The 19,969-nt window shown below is 41.5% G+C and carries 17 protein-coding genes and 1 pseudogene; 2 read left to right on the top strand and 16 right to left on the bottom strand.

The window, feature by feature from the left end:
- Window positions 1–32: 32 nt before the first annotated feature.
- The 5 genes from pilQ to FTT98_RS03625 are packed head-to-tail and all read right to left on the bottom strand — an operon-like array spanning window position 33 to window position 5,196.
- Window positions 33–2,192 (bottom strand): type IV pilus secretin PilQ, encoded by a 2,160-nt coding sequence (gene pilQ, locus FTT98_RS03645; protein WP_180177011.1) that lies wholly within the window; start codon window positions 2,190–2,192, stop codon window positions 33–35.
- A 16-nt stretch (window positions 2,193–2,208) separates the two neighbouring features.
- The gene (locus tag FTT98_RS03640) at window positions 2,209–2,736 is read right to left on the bottom strand and encodes a pilus assembly protein PilP (RefSeq protein WP_180177010.1); all 528 of its coding nucleotides are present in this window, start codon (window positions 2,734–2,736) and stop codon (window positions 2,209–2,211) included.
- Window positions 2,733–3,455, bottom strand: coding sequence for a type 4a pilus biogenesis protein PilO (locus FTT98_RS03635; protein ID WP_078189381.1), 723 nt, complete (start codon window positions 3,453–3,455; stop codon window positions 2,733–2,735). The genes FTT98_RS03640 and FTT98_RS03635 overlap by 4 nt, the downstream gene beginning before the upstream one ends.
- Window positions 3,452–4,138, bottom strand: coding sequence for a PilN domain-containing protein (locus tag FTT98_RS03630; protein ID WP_168378182.1), 687 nt, complete (start codon window positions 4,136–4,138; stop codon window positions 3,452–3,454). Before FTT98_RS03630 ends, FTT98_RS03635 begins: the two co-directional genes overlap by 4 nt.
- Window positions 4,138–5,196 carry a pilus assembly protein PilM gene (locus tag FTT98_RS03625; protein ID WP_078189383.1) on the bottom strand — a complete coding sequence of 353 codons (1,059 nt, stop codon included), beginning with the start codon at window positions 5,194–5,196 and terminating at the stop codon, window positions 4,138–4,140. The genes FTT98_RS03630 and FTT98_RS03625 overlap by 1 nt, the downstream gene beginning before the upstream one ends.
- A gap of 165 nt (window positions 5,197–5,361) precedes the next feature.
- Here FTT98_RS03625 and ponA point away from each other — a divergent pair, with 165 nt between their 5' ends.
- Window positions 5,362–7,902 carry a penicillin-binding protein PBP1a gene (gene ponA, locus FTT98_RS03620; protein WP_180177009.1) on the top strand — a complete coding sequence of 847 codons (2,541 nt, stop codon included), beginning with the start codon at window positions 5,362–5,364 and terminating at the stop codon, window positions 7,900–7,902.
- Between the two features lie 53 nt (window positions 7,903–7,955).
- On the opposite strand, the gene FTT98_RS03615 is transcribed toward ponA, so the two are convergent.
- The 9 genes from FTT98_RS03615 to FTT98_RS03575 all read right to left on the bottom strand — a co-directional run bounded on the left by FTT98_RS03615 (window position 7,956) and on the right by FTT98_RS03575 (window position 18,431).
- A complete protein-coding gene (locus FTT98_RS03615) occupies window positions 7,956–8,759 on the bottom strand; it encodes a putative RNA methyltransferase (RefSeq protein ID WP_180113316.1) in 804 nt (267 codons plus the stop codon).
- Between the two features lie 77 nt (window positions 8,760–8,836).
- Window positions 8,837–9,955, bottom strand: a complete 1,119-nt coding sequence (mraY, locus tag FTT98_RS03610) for a phospho-N-acetylmuramoyl-pentapeptide-transferase (protein WP_180177008.1) — start codon at window positions 9,953–9,955, stop codon at window positions 8,837–8,839.
- Complete coding sequence (gene murF, locus FTT98_RS03605; protein WP_180177007.1) at window positions 9,955–11,364, bottom strand: UDP-N-acetylmuramoyl-tripeptide--D-alanyl-D-alanine ligase; 1,410 nt, start codon at window positions 11,362–11,364, stop codon at window positions 9,955–9,957. Before murF ends, mraY begins: the two co-directional genes overlap by 1 nt.
- A gap of 9 nt (window positions 11,365–11,373) precedes the next feature.
- Complete coding sequence (locus FTT98_RS03600) at window positions 11,374–12,870, bottom strand: UDP-N-acetylmuramoyl-L-alanyl-D-glutamate--2,6-diaminopimelate ligase (protein ID WP_180177006.1); 1,497 nt, start codon at window positions 12,868–12,870, stop codon at window positions 11,374–11,376.
- A gap of 10 nt (window positions 12,871–12,880) precedes the next feature.
- Window positions 12,881–14,707: a penicillin-binding protein PBP3 gene (ftsI, locus tag FTT98_RS03595; RefSeq protein ID WP_180124608.1), complete on the bottom strand. Its 1,827-nt coding sequence runs from the start codon at window positions 14,705–14,707 to the stop codon at window positions 12,881–12,883.
- Window positions 14,708–14,719: 12 nt separating this feature from the next.
- Entirely contained in the window at window positions 14,720–15,052 is a 333-nt protein-coding gene (ftsL, locus tag FTT98_RS03590; RefSeq protein ID WP_078189390.1) for a cell division protein FtsL, read from the bottom strand.
- A 10-nt stretch (window positions 15,053–15,062) separates the two neighbouring features.
- Entirely contained in the window at window positions 15,063–15,974 is a 912-nt protein-coding gene (gene rsmH, locus FTT98_RS03585; RefSeq protein ID WP_180008673.1) for a 16S rRNA (cytosine(1402)-N(4))-methyltransferase RsmH, read from the bottom strand.
- A 185-nt stretch (window positions 15,975–16,159) separates the two neighbouring features.
- Window positions 16,160–17,176, bottom strand: coding sequence for a sulfate ABC transporter substrate-binding protein (locus tag FTT98_RS03580; RefSeq protein WP_078189545.1), 1,017 nt, complete (start codon window positions 17,174–17,176; stop codon window positions 16,160–16,162).
- A gap of 247 nt (window positions 17,177–17,423) precedes the next feature.
- Window positions 17,424–18,431, bottom strand: a complete 1,008-nt coding sequence (locus FTT98_RS03575) for a sulfate ABC transporter substrate-binding protein (RefSeq protein ID WP_180177005.1) — start codon at window positions 18,429–18,431, stop codon at window positions 17,424–17,426.
- A gap of 381 nt (window positions 18,432–18,812) precedes the next feature.
- Between FTT98_RS03575 and FTT98_RS03570 the strand changes: the two genes are divergently transcribed.
- Window positions 18,813–19,106: a hypothetical protein gene (locus FTT98_RS03570; protein WP_180039355.1), complete on the top strand. Its 294-nt coding sequence runs from the start codon at window positions 18,813–18,815 to the stop codon at window positions 19,104–19,106.
- A gap of 138 nt (window positions 19,107–19,244) precedes the next feature.
- Here FTT98_RS03570 and FTT98_RS03565 read toward each other — a convergent pair.
- Window positions 19,245–19,376, bottom strand: a pseudogene (locus FTT98_RS03565) (transposase); the annotation flags it as partial.
- Between the two features lie 171 nt (window positions 19,377–19,547).
- Window positions 19,548–19,969, bottom strand: a 422-nt coding sequence (locus tag FTT98_RS03560) for an RNA-guided endonuclease TnpB family protein (protein WP_180177004.1), incomplete at its 5' end; no start/stop codon positions are given.

The raw sequence follows: 19,969 nt of genomic DNA, 5'->3' as shown, positions 1-19,969 counted from the left end.
TCACCTATTTCTTTTGTTAAATTGAAAATATATTAATGATTTCTTGTAACACTGTCATTAACAATTCGCGGAGTAACAAAAATCAATAGCTCTCGCTTGTTATCAGATTTCAAATCTTTACGGAATAAACGACCTAGGTAAGGAATATCACCCAAGAATGGTACCTTGGTTTGTCTATTAGCGGTTTCCTGCTCGAAAATCCCCCCCAAGACTACTGTTTCTCCATTATCCACCAAAACATTAGTGTTAAGCATATTTTTATTTAAATAAAATTCGCCTTGACTCGTTACACCTGCAATACTGTCGTTTTTAATATCGAGTTGCATCTGCACTTTGCCATCAGGGGTAATACTTGGTGTTACATCTAATTTTAATACAATTTCTTTGAACTCAGTTTTAGATACAGCATTTGCGCCACCACCTTCAGCAGACTGGTAAGGAACTTCAACACCAGATTGCACACTTGCTTTTTGCTTATCTGCAGTGAGGACTTTAGGCGTAGAAATCACTTCACCATAACCATCTGCTTGTAATGCAGAGAGTTCCAAATCCAGCATAAAGTCAGACAAGCTAATTAAACCAAAGGCAATACGGCTCGCACCTTGACTAGTGACACCTAAATCCACATTTAAGTTTTGTGGACGTTGAATAGTATATTTGCCGTCATCATCAGGTGTTTTTAAATCCCGCAAAGTTTGATCACTACCGCCAACCAACAAATCATTATTTTGATTAATCCCTTGTGATAACAAGCCCCACTTGACACCCATCTCTTTACTAAACTCTGTTGAAGCGCGAACAATACGGGCTTCAACCATCACTTGCTTGACTGATACATCAAGCAAATCCACCATTTTACGAATTTGATCAATATTTTGCGCGGTATCATTAATAATCAGTGTATTTGTACGCGTATCTGCAGAAATCGTTCCGCGTGGACTTAACAAATTACCCCGATCATCATCAGCATTATTACTATTATTTGACGAACCGCTATTACCCGCAGTTTTAGACTGCGTAATCAGCTTCTCTATCTCAGCAGCTTTTGCATAGCTCAGCGTTAAATATTCAGTCTGTAATGGTGCCAACTTCATACTTTGACGTAAGGCTTTTGCTTCTTCTTCTTCCGCTTTAATCAACTCAGATACAGGCGCAATCCAAATCACATTACCATTACGACGTTTGTCCAAATTCTTGGTTTTCAAAACGATATCTAATGCTTGATCCCAAGGCACATCTTTTAAGCGAAGTGTAATATTCCCTTGAACCGTATCAGCAGCAACCATATTGATTTCAGTGAAATCAGCCAAAAGTTGCAGCACACGACGTACTTCAATATCTTGGAAGTCTAATGAAATCTTCTTACCGGTATAATGATTGGCAGCTTTAGGACGTAATGGATTCTTATCTTCCGGACGTTTCAAACTTACCGTTAATTTATTATCAGTTTGGTACGCCATATATTCATAGCTGCCAGTCGACTGAATGGTAATCACACCATTACCGCCATCATTATGTGCATCCACCGTTGCAACAGGTGTTGCAAAATCATTGACATTTAAACGGCGAGTCAAATGTGCAGGTACTTTATTGCCTAAAGTACGGATCACCACTTTACTGCCTTGCTGTTGAACATCAACGGGAGTATTTCCACCCAGTAAATCAACAACAACTTGACCTTCACCATTAGAACCACGGTGGAAACCAATATTTGAGATGCCCTGTTGCTGACGTTGTGCTACAGGCTGTACATAATTTGCAGCTTGTGCAGAGTTGATTTTTAAAATAAAGGTATTACCTTCAACACGCGTGGTAAAAGCGCCAGCATTGGCTAAATTCACAGTTAAGCGCGCACGTTGTGCATCCGAACTCACATCCACAGTGCTCGCTTCAGCCGTTGCAACAGGAATTGAACTTTGTTTTAAATTTTGCTGTGCTTTATCAAAGTCTAAAACCAATCGTGATGGTTGATCGAGTTGATAAGCTTGTGGTTGCGGCGGCAAGCCATTAAACATCACGCGAATTTCAGTCCCTTGACCTGGAATTTGCATTGGTACCACATTGGTTACACTCACCTGAGCATTGGCAACTTGCATCATCGCCATTGCAACAGCCCCCATCGAAAACTGACGAAACACATGATTCATTGTATTGCCATCCCCAAAAATAAAATCTTGTACACTATTCTTCATTTTTATTCCTTTAAGCTTAAGGTGCTGGTCCAATTAATATGAGACTTCTAGGACGCTCTACATATCCTTCTCGCCCATCCGGAATAATCTCAATCAAATCAATTTGCGTCGGGGTAATATTTACCACTCGACCATGATTGAGCCCCATATAACTTCCACGTTGAATACGCTCAACTTCACCATCCGGCGTCTGAATCAAGGCTAAAATTTGCCCAGATTGGTTACGCATACTCCCCTTCATATTCAGGGTTTCGAGTGCATAACTTTCCAAAGGTTGAGGCTGACGACTCAAGTTTGGATAAACACGCTTACCCGCCATGATTTTAAGTTCTGCTGCCAATGAACTTGGCAAGAACGGACTTTTTAAAGAATGCGCTGCATAATTAAAAGTCTCGACAGGCACAAAATCTGGCGCAGGCTCAATCGCTAGTGGCGCTTGATTGCGTATATTTGCCATCTCTTGATTGACCACATCAATACGTGATTCGCAACCTACTAATACAAATCCAACCATCACAGAAAGTGCCAATTTATTCATTTTCATTTTGGAGCCTCCTGTGTGCTTGCTGAATCTGCAGCTTTCGCAGCACTTTCAGTATTTCCTTCGTAACGATATGTTTTCGCAGAAATCACATAATCAATTTTTGGAATATCTGAATTCTTTTCTTTATTTTCAGTTGCTGTAATCGTTAAATTATGCAAAGTCACAATCCGTGAAAGCCCTGCAATACCACTCACAAATGAACCAAAGGCATGGTAATCACCTGTTGCTTCAATATGAATTGGTTGTTCCGTAAAGAATTCTTGCTTCACTTCAGGCTCAAGACGAATAATTTTAAATTTCAGTCCAGAATTCACACCAGTTAAGTTGATATCTTCAACCAAACCTGGAATTTCAGTTTCTTTCGGCAATTGTTCTAATTGTTGATTAAAACGTGCTTCCATATCCTGCAACTGCAACTGATATTGTTGCAAATTACGCAGTTTCGAATCTTTCTCACGAAACTCATTCAACAAATTTTGTTCTTGCGCATTAGCACTTGAAATAGCTTCAATCTTGCCTTTAATCGCCAAGAAATAGCCCAAAATTGCCACAAGAATAATGATAAAAATCCAACAGGTAATTTTGACTGAAATTGGCCAACTACCATAGTTATTCGGATCTAGCGTATTGAACTGCTGTACAAACTTATCAAAAGTCATTTTCTTTTTCGGAATGACAACAGCATCTTGATTCAATTGCTCAAATTCATCACGACTCATTTTGCAACCTCCGGAGTTGGTGTTGCTGCAGTTTGTGCGTCAGATTTTTGCGCCGATGAAGCTGACTGTCCTGCATTTGCTGCTGGATCATTAATGGTCGGCTGCGCAATTTGCTCCAAATCAGCAGTCACAGTAAATGCACCATAAGATTCTTCTACGCGAGGAACCACAGATGTCGGCGCTTTGTCTTTTTTCTCTTCAGCCACAAGGAATGAGCTCATGAAGGCATTACGATACCAAGGTGACGCTTCCAAATTACGCAGTAAATCTGCAACAGTATTTGGACTTTCCGCACGCCCTTCGATCATAAATTTGTCGCCATTACGCTCAAATTTTGTGATGTACATATTGGCAGGTGTCACACGAACCAATTCATCTACAAGATGTACAGCGATTGGACGTTGACCTTGTAAGCCTTGAATCAACTTCATGCGTTCAATAATGGCATTACGCTGTTCTTGCAAACCGTCCAAAGACTTTAATTGAACATCTAAATTTTGGTTATGACTGATAATCAATTGGTTCGCTTGTTCTTGATCTTTTAATTTGTGATCAAAGTACAACCATGTTAAACCAACCCCAATTACCCCAATTAAGAAAGCCCCAATACAAAGTGCAATAAATTCTTTTTTTCGTTTCTCTCTTAGCTCATCACGCCAAGGGAGCAAGTTAATTTTTGCCATTAATCAAAACTCCTCAATGCTAGACCGCATGCCACCATGAGTGATGAGGCATCATTTTCAATTTTTTTAATATCAATTTGAGGTGAAAAACCCATTTGTAAGAATGGATTGGCAATCGTGACGCGGTAACCCAATTTTTGTTGAAGTAGTTTTGCAAGCCCCGGAATATTGGCATTCCCCCCTGCCAATAAAATATGGTCAATTTCGTTGAACTGTGAAGATGAGAAGAAGAACTGTAAAGAACGCGCTGCTTGTTGAACGACAGCTTCTAAGAAAGGTTCTAAGACTTCAACATCATAATCATCTGGCAAAGCACGTGTTTTTTTCGCACGACCCGCTTCTTCGAAAGACAATGCATAGCGATTTTGAATTTCCTGTGTCAATTGTTTGCCACCAAACACTTGCTCACGGGTATAAATCACTTTGTTATTCTGCATGACAGATAAGGTCGTCATACTATGACCAATATCTAAAATGCCCACGGTATTTACACCCATTGGCAAAGTATCTGAGAAAACTTTAAATGCATTTTCAATTGCAAAGCTTTCTACATCGCCAATTTTTGGTGTCAGACCCGCAAGCTGAATAACTTCCGCACGCGCTTCAACATTTTCAATACGCGTAGCGACAAGTAAAACATTGACACGATTTGGATTAGATAGACGATCCGGCAAGACCTCAAAATCAAGGCTCGCTTCATCCAATGGGAAAGGAATATATTGCTCAGCATCATCACGAATCTGAATTTCACGTTCATCATCGTTCATATCTGCGTCCATTTCGATGATTTTTGTAATCACCATCGATGTTGGAACCGCTAAAGCTGCATTAGTGGTCTGCGTATTGGCCAAATTAATTGCGCGCTCTAAACAGTCACCTACAGCTTCCGGATTCAATATGTTCTTCTCAACAACACTTCCTTCTGGTAATGGGACCAAAGCATAGCTTTCTACCCAATACCGCCCACTCTTTACAGAAAGTTCCAAAACCTTAACAGAAGTCGAACTAATATCTACTCCTATTAACCCCTTATTTGGCTTACGATATAACCTGAGCACAATATAATTCCTATTATTTTTTTATCCCCAAAAAAATTAACCCACTAATTAGCATTGGTCTATAATTTTATACAGATACAATAACTCATCTAACAATCCGTATATCGAAAGGATATACTGACCACCAATTAGTTTGCCATTAGCTCTTATTAAAACTTACTTGTTATGAAAAAGCTATCTTGTTCAGGCCTTGTTCATCCATTTTTTTTGGCCATTATTATTATTTTGGTCGCAATTCCAATGGGTTTCTATGGCATGTATCTCTATATTGCCCCGTCTTTGCCTGAAATGTCCATCTTAAAAAAGGCTCCATTATTAAAACCATTGCAGGTTTATAGTGCTGATAATGAGCTGATTGCAGAATATGGTGGCAAACTTTCGGTCCCTGTAGAGTACGACCAAATCCCGTCTCATTTCATTCATGGCTTTTTAGCTGCGGAAGATTCTTCGTTTTTTGAACACAGCGGTATTAGTTTCAAAGGATTGGGGCGTGCTGTCAGTGAAAGTATTACAGGCTCAGATGTGCAAACCGGTGGTTCAACCATTACCATGCAGGTTGCAAAAAACTATTATCTAACTCCTGAGCGCACATTAAAACGTAAATTGACCGAAGTTTTCCTTGCTCGAAAAATTGAACAAAATCTAAGTAAAGAAGAAATTTTAACGCTGTATGTCAACAAAATCTTTTTGGGCAAAAATGCCTACGGGATCGCTGCAGCAGCAAAAATTTATTATAACAAGAGCTTGCAAGATTTGAGTTTGGCTCAAATGGCAATGATTTCAGGCTTACCCAAAGCACCTTCAAAATACAATCCAGTAGCCAATCCAAAACGTGCTTTAGAGCGTCGTAATTGGATTTTAGGACGTATGTTGCAATTGGGTTATATCAATCAATCGGAATATCAAGAAGCAATTGCTGAACCGATTAATCTCGATATGCCTGACCGCGGGGTCAGCAACAAATTCCCCTACGTCGGGGAAATGGTTCGCTCTGAACTCGTAGAAAAGTTTGGCGAACAAGCGACTGATTCTGGCTATAAAGTCTACACCACCATCAACAGCCAACGCCAAGCCTATGCTGAGCAGGCAGTGCAAGAAGGTCTCGAAGCTTACGATAGACGACATGGTTGGCGCGGTGCAGAAGCACATGATGAGCCATTAAAAAACTTTATTCCATATGCCAACACCTATCCTGCCGAAGTCACTAAAGTCAACAACACCAGTATCGAAGTGTTGATGCAAGACGGTAGTAGTGTGACAGTTCCATGGTCAGGTCTGTCTTGGGCACGCCCCTATCGCAATGCCAATAGTGTAGGCAATGCGCCTAGCAAAGCCTCACAAATTGTTAAAGTAAAAGATATTATTCGCCTACGTCCAAATGCTGATAAAAGCTCATGGGCTTTGGTACAAATTCCAAAAGCACAAGGTCAATTGATCGCACTCAACCCCAATAATGGTGGTATTGAAGCCATTGTCGGTGGTTATAATTTTTATCAATCTAAATTTAACCGTGCCTTACAAGGCTGGCGTCAGCCGGGTTCAACCATTAAACCCTTTGTTTATGCTTTAGCACTTGAACGTGGCATGACTCCGTATTCCATGGTCAATGACAATCCAATTACGATTGGCAAGTGGACGCCTAAAAACTCTGACGGTCGGTATTTAGGGATGATTCCTCTACGCCGTGCCCTATATTTATCACGTAACACGGTCTCTGTTCGCTTATTACAAGTCGTTGGGATTGAACGTACTCGCCAACTATTTATGGATTTTGGCTTACAAGAAAACCAAATTCCACGTAACTACACCATTGCTTTAGGTACCCCACAGGTATTACCGATTCAAATGGCGACAGGTTATGCGACATTTGCTAACGGTGGATATCGTATTCAACCGCACTTTATTAGCCGTATTGAAGATGCTTATGGCAAAGTGATTTATCAAGCCAATCCTGAATATGCATGTATTCAATGTATCAATCAAAAGGACGAAGTTGAATCTGCAGATCCGACCACGCCAGATGATGAAGTGATTGAAGTCACCAATCAGGATAACAAGCCCGCTGAATCGAAAATTTCCGATACTGAAGCAGCAAACTATAAGCAAGCTCAGCGAATTTTGAAGTCGAGTTCGGCCTTTGATATGGCGAACATCTTGCGTGACGTGATCCAACATGGTACAGGTCGAGCGGCTTTAAAAATTGGTCGCGGAGATTTAGGCGGTAAAACCGGTACAACCAATGACGCAAAAGACGCGTGGTTTGCTGGATTTAATGGAAAATTAGTCACTGTGGCTTGGGTCGGTTTTGACCAACCCTCTACCTTAGGTCGTCGTGAATATGGTGGTGTTGCAGCTCTGCCGATTTGGTCAGATTTTATGGCGAAATCACTCAAAGGCACACCTGAAGCTTGGGTGCGTTTAGACACTCATGCCAAGAATCCAATCAATCGCAATTCAGCTAAAGCGACTCAAGGTCAACCTGAACAAGATCGTGCAGCAACGCCGCCGATGGCTCAACCGCTGTATCGTCCTGTTCCTGTTGTACCAAAACCACAGGCTACGCAAAATGATTTTGACGACCTTCCTGGGTCTACTGAAACCAATCTTGCACCGACTCGGACTGCGCCACCACCAATGCAGCCTAAACCACAAGGTGCAGAGCATAAAACGGACGCACTTGATCATCTCATCGATCAAGTTCAGTAAATACTGCATAAAAAAAGCCCTCAAACGAGGGCTTTTTTATCACTTCCAATGCATTATTTCTTTTTAAAGAGATAAATTTGATACTGCGCTTGCAACTCAAATTGTTCATTTTTTTCTAGAGCTTCTCGACGCTCAGCTTTGACTTTATAGGCATAAGGCGTCATTGCAATTAAGTTTTTGAGATCCTGCTGAGAAAGTGACATTTTCGCTTGTACCACTTGCTCACTTTCCAATTCAAAATCATTCGCCAGTTGTTCCACAAATTTATGCGGTTCATGTGGTTTTACTTCTTCAAACAAAGCTTCACGCATAGCATAAAGATGCTCTGGTGCAGGTGTAACCACCATCAAGTGCCCCTCAGGCTTTAAAACGCGAAGGATTTCTTCTTTAGGAATAGGACTAAATAAACTCGTACACAAGTCAATTGAGTGATCTAACACAGGCAAGGTCGCCCCTGTCCCTACCACCCAAGTCACCTCTTTATTCAGTTTAGCGGCCACTTGTACTGCATTTTTAGCAATATCGACACCCACACACTGTAATACTTCAGCTTGCATTGCATTGGTGTAATAGCCTTCACCACAGCCAATATCCAACAAGTTTTCAACACGTAACTTTTGAATCAAAGCCACTACTGCCTGTTGCAAAGGTGCATAGTGACCTGCACTTAAAAATGCTCGACGCGCCTGTACAGATTCAGGCGTATCACCCGGGTTTTTACTGTGTTTATGTTGAACCACATGTAAATTGACATAGCCTTGTTTTGCAACATCATAGCTATGATTATTTTCACAGCGCCATGTCCGCTCTGTGAGTTTCAATGCTTCACGGCATACAGGACACATCAACAGGTTCATCATTTACTCCACTATATTTTTGAAATAAAAAAACCGGCATCTGTGGGAGCAAATGCCGGTTTCGTTTATTTATTTGCTTAACGTAATTTTAAAGTCATTAGACCCAAAACTACCAGCATAATTGTGATAATCCAAAAACGAATCACCACCTGAGTTTCACGCCATCCCTTTTTCTCATAGTGATGGTGCAGCGGTGCCATTAAGAATACACGCTTGTTCCGCATACGCAGTGAGCCAATTTGCAAGAAAACAGAAATAGCTTCAACCACAAAGACACCGCCCATAATGGCAAAAACAATTTCTTGACGAACCATGACTGCGATCGTACCGAGCATCGCACCTAGAGATAAGGCACCGACATCACCCATAAACACTTGAGCAGGATGTGCGTTAAACCATAAGAATGCCAAACCAGCACCGATCATTGCCGCACAGATCACGACAAGTTCAGATGCGTATTTCACATAAGGGATATGTAAATAATCGGCAAAACGAACATCACCAGCCAGATAAGCAAATACACCTAAACCTGCGGCAACCAGAACGATTGGCATAATTGCTAGGCCATCTAAACCATCGGTTAAGTTCACAGCATTAGATGCGCCGTTAATCACCAAATAAGTAAAGACAATAAAGCCAATACCGAGTGGAATAATAGACAACGGAATGCTAATTTCTTTAAAGAATGGAATCAGCAGATCCAACATATTTGAGGTATGTACTGGGTTTACTTGCTGTGTCGCAATCACATAGAGCGCAATACCGGCGCCTAACGATGCCACAGAAGTCCAAAAGAATTTCTTCTTCGCAGGTAGACCGGCATTATCTTTATAACGGATTTTAATCCAGTCATCGGCCCAGCCAACAGCACCAAAGATCACCATAACGCCAAGTACAATCCATACATAAGGGTTTGAAAGATCGGCCCAAAGTAAGGTTGAAATCCCAATAGACAGTAAAATCAACACACCGCCCATAGTCGGTGTGCCCATTTTTTTGGCATGATTTTCAGGTGCAAATGAACTGACTGCCTGACCATATTTGAGAGCTTGCAATTTGCGGATCATCACAGGTCCAAGCAACAGACCAATGGCCAATGCCGTTAAGACACTGAGTAGCGAACGAAGCGTTAAATAACGAACAACCTGAAACGAGCTGTGATAACCCGCAAGCTGCTCAAATAACCATAACAGCATTAAAGTTTCTCCATCAATTCAGCCATCAAAGTTTCCATGTGGGTATAACGAGAACCTTTAAACAGGAAACTCATGGACTGAGGCTGATGTGTTTTGACTAGACTAATTAATAACGGTAAAGCCTGTTCTTGAGTAAGAAAGGCCTGTAATTTTTTACCATATTGTGTACTGCGCGCGCCTTCTTGCACAGCAGGTGAAAACTCACCGACAGCAACGACAAATTGAAGACCAGAGTGTGAGACAAGATCACGTCCCAACATGTAGTGCTGCTGTGCAGCAGATGAACCTAACTCACCAATATCCCCAATGACCATGACTTTGATGCCATCTTGCTGCGCAAGTACATCAGCAGCAGCACGCATTGAGGTTGGATTTGCATTGTAAGTATCATCAATAAACAAATAATCTTTATGCTGAATAAAGTTTAGACGGCCTTTGGCACCTGTCGCATGTTCAAGCCCCACAACGATATCATCTAAACTCACACCAATCGATAATGCGAAAGCTGCGGCTGCAGTGGCATTTTGCACATTATGTTCACCAGCAAATGGCAGTTGAACAGGACGTGCACCTTGTGGCGTATTTAAGATAAAACGTGAAGATTGAGCCTGAAGCTCCGTCTCAGTCGCAAAGACATCCCCGCCCTGACCAAAACTCATTACTTGCTCAGTTTGCACAGCTTGACGAATGGCATCTGTAAAATCATCTGCCGCAGGCACAATCGAAGTTCCTGTTTTCGCTATATGTGCATAAATTTCAGACTTGGCACGACAGATGCCATCACGCCCACCAAATTCACCCATATGAGCGGTGCCAATATTTAAAATTCCGGCAACCTGAGGCTGTACCAAATTTGAGGTGTAATCAATTTCACCTTTATGACTGGCACCAAGCTCCATCACGGCATACTGATGTTCTGGACGCAACTCAAGTAACATCATCGGCACACCAAGGTCATTATTTAAATTACCGCGCGTAATTAATGTTGGTGCAAGACGAGAAAGGATACTCCCGAGCATCTCTTTGGTTGTGGTTTTACCACTGCTTCCTGTCAAGGCAATGACTTTTAAAGCTGGGTTTTGGGCACGACGAAATGCACCCAAATGTCCAAGCGCCAAACGTGTATCTGCAACCACCAACTGACAAATATCCACATCGACCGGATGACTCACAATGGCAATTTCACAACCCTTTTCAGCCACTTGAGCAAGGAAGTCATGCGCATCAAAGCGTTCACCTTTCAGGGCAAGAAAAGTATCGCCTTGCTCTGCATGACGTGAATCGGTCAAAATTCGTTTCACAGGACCTGTCGGCGCTTGATTATTATGCCAGTGACCTCGTGTCGCTTGAACCAACTGTTCGGCAGTCCATGGTTCTAATGGAACCGTACTGGTCGTTGAAGTATGCATATCTGTTTCCTATTGCGCTGGATAAGCCGAGTCAGTGTTGTGATGCTGTGAATCAATCGCTGATTTCACTTCCACCACATCATCAAACCAATGTCGAACTCCATCAATTTCTTGATAGTTTTCATGGCCTTTACCAGCAATCACCACAATATCACCCGCTTGCGCATGGTTGACTGCGAATTTAATCGCTTCACGGCGGTCATGGATTTCATGGACAGTTTTTCCAGTGAAATCAATACCAGCCTTCATATCTGCAAAAATTTGTTCTGGGTTTTCAGTACGTGGATTATCTGAGGTAATCAACGCAATATCTGCATGGTTTAATGCCGCTTGTGTCATCAATGGACGCTTACCACGGTCACGATCACCACCACAGCCAAACACCGCCCATAGCTGTTGCGATACATGACGTTTTAAAGTCTGTAACACTTGAACTAAAGCATCTGGTGTATGTGCATAATCCACCACAAACAGGCGTTCATCATCACGAATCACTTGCATACGACCCGGTGCACCTTTTAACTCGGGCGCAGTTGCGATCAAGGCAGATAAGTCAAAACCCGCTTGCTCCGCTGAAATTAAGCTCGCCACAATATTTTCAATATTGAAGTGTCCCAATAATGGACTTTGCACCACAAATTCAGCTTGAGCAGTACGCAATTTAAATTGTGCGCCCGTTAAGCTGTATTGAATATCCGTCACTTGATAATCCGCAGCCTGACGCGTTGAATAAGTCAAAATTTTAGGCTGAACCGGGTTTTGGCGTGCGGCATTCAGCATCACTTCTGCATGTTCATCATCGAGATTGATGACTGCAACTTTGAGCGATGGAAACTGAAACAAACGTGATTTCGCTTCAGCATAGGCTTCAAGGGTTTTATGATAATCCAAATGGTCACGACTTAAATTGCTATAAGCGGCAATTTCAATTGCACAGCCATTTAATCGACCTTGTTCTAAGCCATGCGAACTTGCCTCAATGGCAGCAAACTCTGCACCTTCAAGTGCATAGGTATGCAACGCATTTTGCATATGTAACGCATCTAAAGTGGTGTGAGAAGAGGCTTCTAAATTCGGTAAAATTCCGTTACCAGTGGTTCCCATCACTGCACATTTTTTGCCTTGCAGCATGAGTAATTCAGCGATTAAACGAGAGATCGTGGTTTTACCATTGGTACCCGTCACTGCCAAAATTCGTGCAGCTTGAGCTGGTTGAGTTGCCTGTAAATATTGCTTTTGCCACTGCCCCATCAATTGACGCACATCCGCGATCACGACACTTTGATCCAAGCCCAAATCAGTTTCTGAAATGACAGCCAACGCGCCATTCTCTAACGCTGCACGTGCAAATTGTGCTGTTTTTTCAGGTTGCGAAAACGAAGTCAGGGCAATAAATATTTGCCCTGCTGTAACTTTGCGACTATCCAGATTGAAGCCCTGAAAGGATTGCGACATCCATTCAGCGGGCTGTTCAACGGTGTATAGATCTTGAAACGTAATTTTCATTCATCACCTATTACTGGATCTTAGGAGTGTCTAAAGGTTTATCTAAAGGTACGTTCATTAAACGTAAAGATTCTTGCATTACACGAGCAAAAACGGGTGCAGCCACCAGGCCACCGTAATACTGACCTGTTGGGTTTTCCACCACAACAATCATGGCCAAACGTGGATCACTCACTGGTGCAACACCGGCAAAGAGTGCTCGATATTCTGAAGTCGAATAGCCTTTACGGTCTGCACGTAATTTATGTGCTGTACCAGTTTTACCCGCCACGCGATAACCCGGGATATTGGCTTGACGTGCCGTACCACCTGGCAAAGTCACCGCTTCCATCATTAAAAGCACTTGATCGGCAATTTTAGCGTCAATAATCTGCTCACCTTTCGGCTGTTCCTCAAGCTTATACAAGCTCAGTGGCATTTTGACGCCCTTATTGGCAATCATGGCATAAGCATCCGCCAGTTGGAGTACTGTAGCGTTCAAACCATAACCATAAGCCATAGTCGCTACTTCAGACACATTCCATTTGCTCTTTGGTAAAATCAGACCAGCACTTTCACCGGGGAATTTCACCGCTGAACGTTGACCAAAGCCAAGACGTTGATAGAAGGTCGGCAATGTTTCATAAGGGAGAGATAAAGCGATTTTTGCCACACCAACGTTAGACGATTTTTGAATAATGCCGCCCAAAGTCAAAGGACCATAGTTATGCGTATCTCGAATAGTATGATTCCCAACGCGCATTGAACCCGGTGTGGTATTTACAACTGTATTTGCCGTGTATTTGCCGCTTTCCAACGCCATTGCCACGGTCATTGGCTTCATGGTTGAACCTGGCTCAAAAGAGTCAATCGCACCACGGTTACGCATGGCATCTTTATTTAAAACGCCTTTTTTATCGTTCGGGTTGTACGACGGCCAAGAGGTCATCGCCAAAATTTCACCTGTTTTGACATCCACGGCAATCGCGGTTGCAGAACGTGCATTATTGGCCACCCCTGCGGCGGTCAACTCACGGTACATGATGTATTGCAAACGTGAATCGATACTGAGCGTGATATTTTCGCCCGACTCGACTTCTTTCACAATCTCAGGGTCTTTAACACGGTTGCCCTTTTTATCACGGACAATTTGCTGCGCACCATCAACACCTGAAAGACGTTCATTCAGTTGCATTTCTAAGCCTTCAATACCCATGCCCTCACTATTGGTTAAGCCAATAATTTGTGAGTTTGGCTGAGGCTGTGGATAGTAGCGCTTATAGTTTTTCTCAGTATATACGCCCTGAAAGTCACGTTTCATGATCAATTCAGCTTGTTGCGGCGGTACTTCTTTCTTTAAAACCAAATAACGTGAACGTGGACGCTCATTCATTTTGCGTTTCAGTTCAGCACGATCCATACCGACAGCATCGGCAAGTTCATCTAAGCTTAGATTTTTATCAGGTAATTGACGTTTTAATTTACGATTGTTTGGATCTTTAGCCAATTCAGCCGTGGTTTCTTCAAAGAGTTTTTTATTGTCAAAATAATCACGTGGATCGATCACGATTTTCATGATCGGGGTACTAATCGCTAAAGGCACACCGTGACGGTCATAGATGACACCGCGCATGGCTTTTAAGGTTTCAGTTCTTAAAATTTTAGCATTGGCTTTATTTTGTAAAAAGTCTTTATTAATGATTTGTACATAAAAAGCCCGCCCCACCAATGCAATGAAGCACAGCAAAACCACTGCCCACATCAAGTGATAGCGCCACATCTCCACCGAAATGGCTGTACGACCAGTAACAGACTGCTGTTTCTTACGCGGAGTTTGTTTGTTTCTCTTTTCAACCATGTGACCGGCAGCCTATTTTTTCTGTTCTGGAGTTTGTGGCAATGAAATAACAACGGTTTGTGCAATAGGAGGCGAATACATGCGTAATTGGGTAACTGCACGTGTCCCAATTTGGGCTGTTGCACCGAAAGTTTGTTGTTCGATCAGCAAACGTCCCCATTCTGCGTTGAGGTCATCCCTTTCACGCATATAGGTACTCAATTGACGATAATCTTGGCGATATTCAAAGACTTGAAAGACCACCATAATCGCACTCACAAAAACCAAGAGCAATAAAATGCCATATGTAATGATTTTCTTCGACTGCGATTGATCAGAGTTTTTTTCGATTGCTTCGGTTTTCATTCTTTGCCTTTTAAGCTAAACGCTCTGCCACACGAAGCCAAGCACTACGAGATCGCGGATTGGCTTTAACTTCTTCTTCACTTGCTTTAATTCGTGACACTTTTTTTAAGCGGCGGGTATCTTCGCGTTTTTGTGGTAAACCCCAACCTGTGTCTTCTGCAAGTGTAGATTCTTTTTGAATAAATTGTTTAATTAAACGATCCTCTAAAGAGTGGAAACTGATTACTGCAAGAGTGCCTTCAGGTTTCAGCATATCCACCGCTTGAGGTAAGAAGATATCAATATCGTCGAGTTCTTTGTTAATAGCAATACGAATTGCTTGGAAAGTTCGTGTCGCTGCATGTTTATTTTTTTCCCATTTTGGGTGGGCAACTTTCACAATTTCGGCCAATTGAGCTGTGGTTTCAATATACCCTGCCGCTTTAATCGCTTTGGCAATACGGCGGCTATAACGTTCTTCACCATATTTAAAAATAATATTGGCCAAATCTTCTTCTTCAATATCAACCAACCACTCTGCGGCTGTTGGGCCTTGTGAGTTGTCCATACGCATATCAAGTGGGCCATCTTTCATAAAACTAAAGCCACGCTCTGCTTGGTCTAACTGTGGAGATGATACCCCTAAATCCGCCATAATACCGTCGACCAAATCGATACCTCGACTACGCAGTTCTTCTTTTAAGTCTGCAAAACTGGCGTGAATAATTTTAAAACGCGCATCTTCTTGTTCTAATTCTGCGGCAACAGCCAATGCTTGCGGGTCTTTATCAAAGGCATAAACACGTGCATTTTCATCTAATTTAGACAGTAATAAACGCGTATGACCGCCACGCCCAAATGTGCCATCTACGAAAATTCCTGTATTGCGATCTGCCAGTAAAGCATCAACAGTTTCATGAAGTAATACAGAAATATGCGACATAAGGGTTCGTTCAACACAGCTAAAAATGTAACTGCACATTATTACCTTGTTTTAGCAAAGCTCCAAACGTCTTTTTGTACAGAAATATTACTTTCCATAGAGAAAACCGTTTTTATTTTTTGCCATCCATTAAAAAACCTCCCGAAGGAGGTCTTTGAACATCTCAAATCCTAGATTTCGATGTATTAGCGCTTGTTATTGTAGATCTGATCGAAGATCGCACCATTCACAAAATGTGTTTGTTGAGCTTTTGCCCAACCACCAAACACTTCATCAATAGTAAATGTTTTTAATGGCGGGAACTGTGATTTATATTTTGCTAAAACTGCTGCATTACGTGGGCGATAGAAATGACGAGCCGCCATTTCTTGACCTAATGGAGAATAAAGATAATTGATATAGCCTTGAGCTAACCATTTATTACCATTTTTATCGACAGTTTTATCCACGATCGCCACTGAAGGCTCAGTCAAAATCGACATCGATGGATACACGATATCAAATTTGTTTTTACCCAAAGTTTTTTGAGTAACTAAAGCTTCGTTTTCCCAAGTCAATAACACATCACCAATACCACGTTCTGCAAATGTAGTCATCGATGCACGTGCCGCAGAGTCCATTACTTTTACGTTATGGTACATTTTACCCACGAAATCTTTGGCTTTCGCTTCATTACCACCCGGTTGTTTCAAAGCATAACCCCAAGCTGACAAGTAAACCCAACGTGGGAGACCGCCAGTTTTCGGGTTCGGGGTAATAATTTGTACGCCCGGCTTGGTTAAATCAGACCAATCTTTAATATGTTTCGGGTTGCCCTTACGCACCATGAAGACAATCGTTGACGTATATGGCGCTGAGTTATGTGGAAACTCTTTTTGCCAACCTGGTTGAATCTGACCAGACTTCACAATTTCTTCGATGTCATTGGCCAACGCCAAAGTCACAACATCACCTTTTAAGCCATCAACCACGGAACGGGCTTGTTTGCCTGAACCACCATGTGATTGTTTAAATGCAACCGTTTTACCGGTACGCTCTTTCCAATATGCACCAAATGACTTATTAAATTCGTCATAAAATTCACGCGTTGCATCATAAGAAACGTTTAAAAATTCACGATCAGCGGCCTGAGCAGACGCTGAGAAAGCAACACCAGTGGCAAGCAACGCAGCACTGAGCCACGCCTTAAATTGAGTTTTCATAACAGCCAGCATAAATTTATATTCAATACTGCTAAATATATGAAATAAAGTCATAAATCGCAATTGCAGCAAGTTTAGACCCTTTGCTGGATACAACTAACGCAGCGAATTTAATTGTTTGTTTTTCATATTAAAATACACAAAAACAATCTACTTATTCCCTATGTATAGATTTTTATGCATTACATATGCAAAAAACGGATAATCTAAATTATCCGTTTTACACCACTCAACGTTATTTACAGACTTACTCTTTATTCTTTTCACTATAAATTTGATCGAAAATCGCACCATTCACAAAATGTGTTTTTTGCGCTTTAGCCCAACCGCCAAACACTTTATCAATGGTAAAGGTTTGAACTTTCGGGAATTGAGCAGCGTACTTTGCAGTGGCTTTTGCATCGCGAGGGCGGAAGAAATATTTACCTGCCAGCTCTTGGCCCTTAGGTGAATATAGATAGTTCAAATAACCCTTCGCCAAATTTCGATTACCATTTTTGTCGACAGTTTTATCCACTACTGCCACCGAAGGTTCGGCTAAAATCGAAATAGACGGATAAACAATGTCATATTTATCTTTGCCTAAGCCGTGAGTCGCTAACAGTGCCTCATTTTCCCAAGACAGCAACACATCTCCAATACCACGCTCAGCAAAGGTCGTGAGTGAACCACGCGCGCCAGAATCCAAAACTTTGACATTGCTATAGAGTTTTTTCACCAATTCTTTGGCTTTGGCATCATTGCCCCCCGGTTGTTTTAAAGCATATCCCCATGCTGATAAATAGATCCAACGCGGTGCGCCGCCTGTTTTTGGATTTGGCGTAATAATTTCAACGCCCGGTTTGGTCAGGTCATTCCAATCTTTAATTTTTTTCGGGTTACCTTTGCGCACCAAAAATACGATGGTTGATGTATACGGTGCAGAATTATGTGGAAATTGTTTTTGCCAGTTTTTATTGATTTGTCCGGTCGCCACAATTTCATCAATATCATTGGCCAATGCCAAAGTGACAACGTCTGCTTGTAAACCTGTTGCCACTGCACGAGCTTGTTTGCCTGAGCCACCGTGAGATTGTTTAAAATTAATCTCTTGTCCTGTACGTTTTTTCCAATATTGTCCAAATTCTAGGTTATATTCCTGATAAAACTCACGTGTTGGGTCATATGAGACATTTAATAAATCTTTTGCGGCATACACCTGTACCGATACCCCACCCAACAAAGCGAAAATGCCCGATGCTATTATTTTTTTCATCTGCTCAAACTCAAATTGATCTTGAGAGCACTATATAAATCAAAAATAACTTTAACAATCAGTTATATAAAATATAAATTCAAATCTATTTCTGTTTTAAAGATATCTAAAAATAACGTATTTAAAGCTTTAATTCTGCTAATATAGCAACAATCAAAAGCGATCTCCATGCTATCTTCATAGTTGTTTGCTAAAACATCCAAAAATCTGGAGAAAACAGTCTATTTAGGTAATCCTAGTACAGACTTTTTTAGTTTTCTTGTAAAATTTGTGACGTAGTTCTACTTTTTAATTACAAAAGATGGTTAAATCGTAGTCTAAATATTAAAACTATTTTGCAAATAAAAAGTTCCATCACCAAAACTAGGGGGAGATTTGGACATGAAATTTTCATACGCACTATGCCTAGGCTTAAGTTTAAGCGTTACTGCACAGACTGCTTTGTGTGCTGCAACCAGCACCGCATCGAATAACAAACTTACGATGCCTGCTGAACGTACCTCATTGATCGAAAAAGCGATTAATCAGCAAAAATCTGAAGGTAAAGGCCGTACAGACGATAATTTAAAAGTATTTACATCTATTAAAGCTGCACCGACTCAAAGTTTCTTTGCATCACAAAACCAAAGTTTTTCTCGTTTTGTTCAAGCCATTTTCTCTGGTAACAACTCATAACGACATCAGCATATTAATGCTGCCCAAGCTATTGTTTTAGACCAGTTCCCCCACTGTCTTCTAAAAAACACTAAAAACGCCTGATCATTCAATGTTGAACATGCATAAAGAGCGCATTCTCGCTCTTTTAAGGGCTGGTTAGCTCTTTTTTAATGACATGGATTTTTTTGCATTTTTTTTAGAAGTTGGTATTCTTTGGTTTTCGATATACTTTTTAACAACTTCTAAACTTGCACCACCACAAGATACAATGCAATAACTAGGCGACCAAAAGTGGTTGCCCATAATTTTCCCTTAATTTCATCCCAATAAGATCGTCTTGACATACTCCCACCACCAAGCTAAGAGCTATGGTGGGGGAATCTTTGCGACCCATGCAATCTTAGAGATTGCACCTTTCGATACCGCACTGCGCTGACAGTATGGCGGTACAGGAACTCTTTATACAGCACTATGTCCTAGTGCATCAGCTAAAGCGAAATTGCGTATATTCAAGCTTGCATTCAAATCACGATCATGCACTGTTTCACAGTCAGGACATTGCCATTCTCTTATGCTTAGTGGCAATTTTGTCATAGTATAACCACAACATGAACATGCTTTAGAACTTGGAACGAATCTTCCAATTTGTAGCACATTCTTACCGAACCATTTTGCCTTGTATTGCAATATCGTAAGAAATTGACCCCAAGCCACATCCGAAATGGACTTGGCTAATTTTCGATTTCTTACCATGTTTTTTATCCCTAAATCTTCTACAGCATACGTGGTCGCTTGGTTTTCACAGATCAAGTAATGCGTGAGTTTGTGATGTAGGTCTAAGCGTTGCAGGCGCACTTTTTCATGGATGAATGCAACACTTA

The sequence above is a fragment of the Acinetobacter sp. YH12039 genome (assembly GCF_013420015.1).
GTDB classification, from domain to species: domain Bacteria; phylum Pseudomonadota; class Gammaproteobacteria; order Pseudomonadales; family Moraxellaceae; genus Acinetobacter; species Acinetobacter amyesii.
This window is presented reverse-complemented; position numbering and strand designations above follow the sequence as displayed.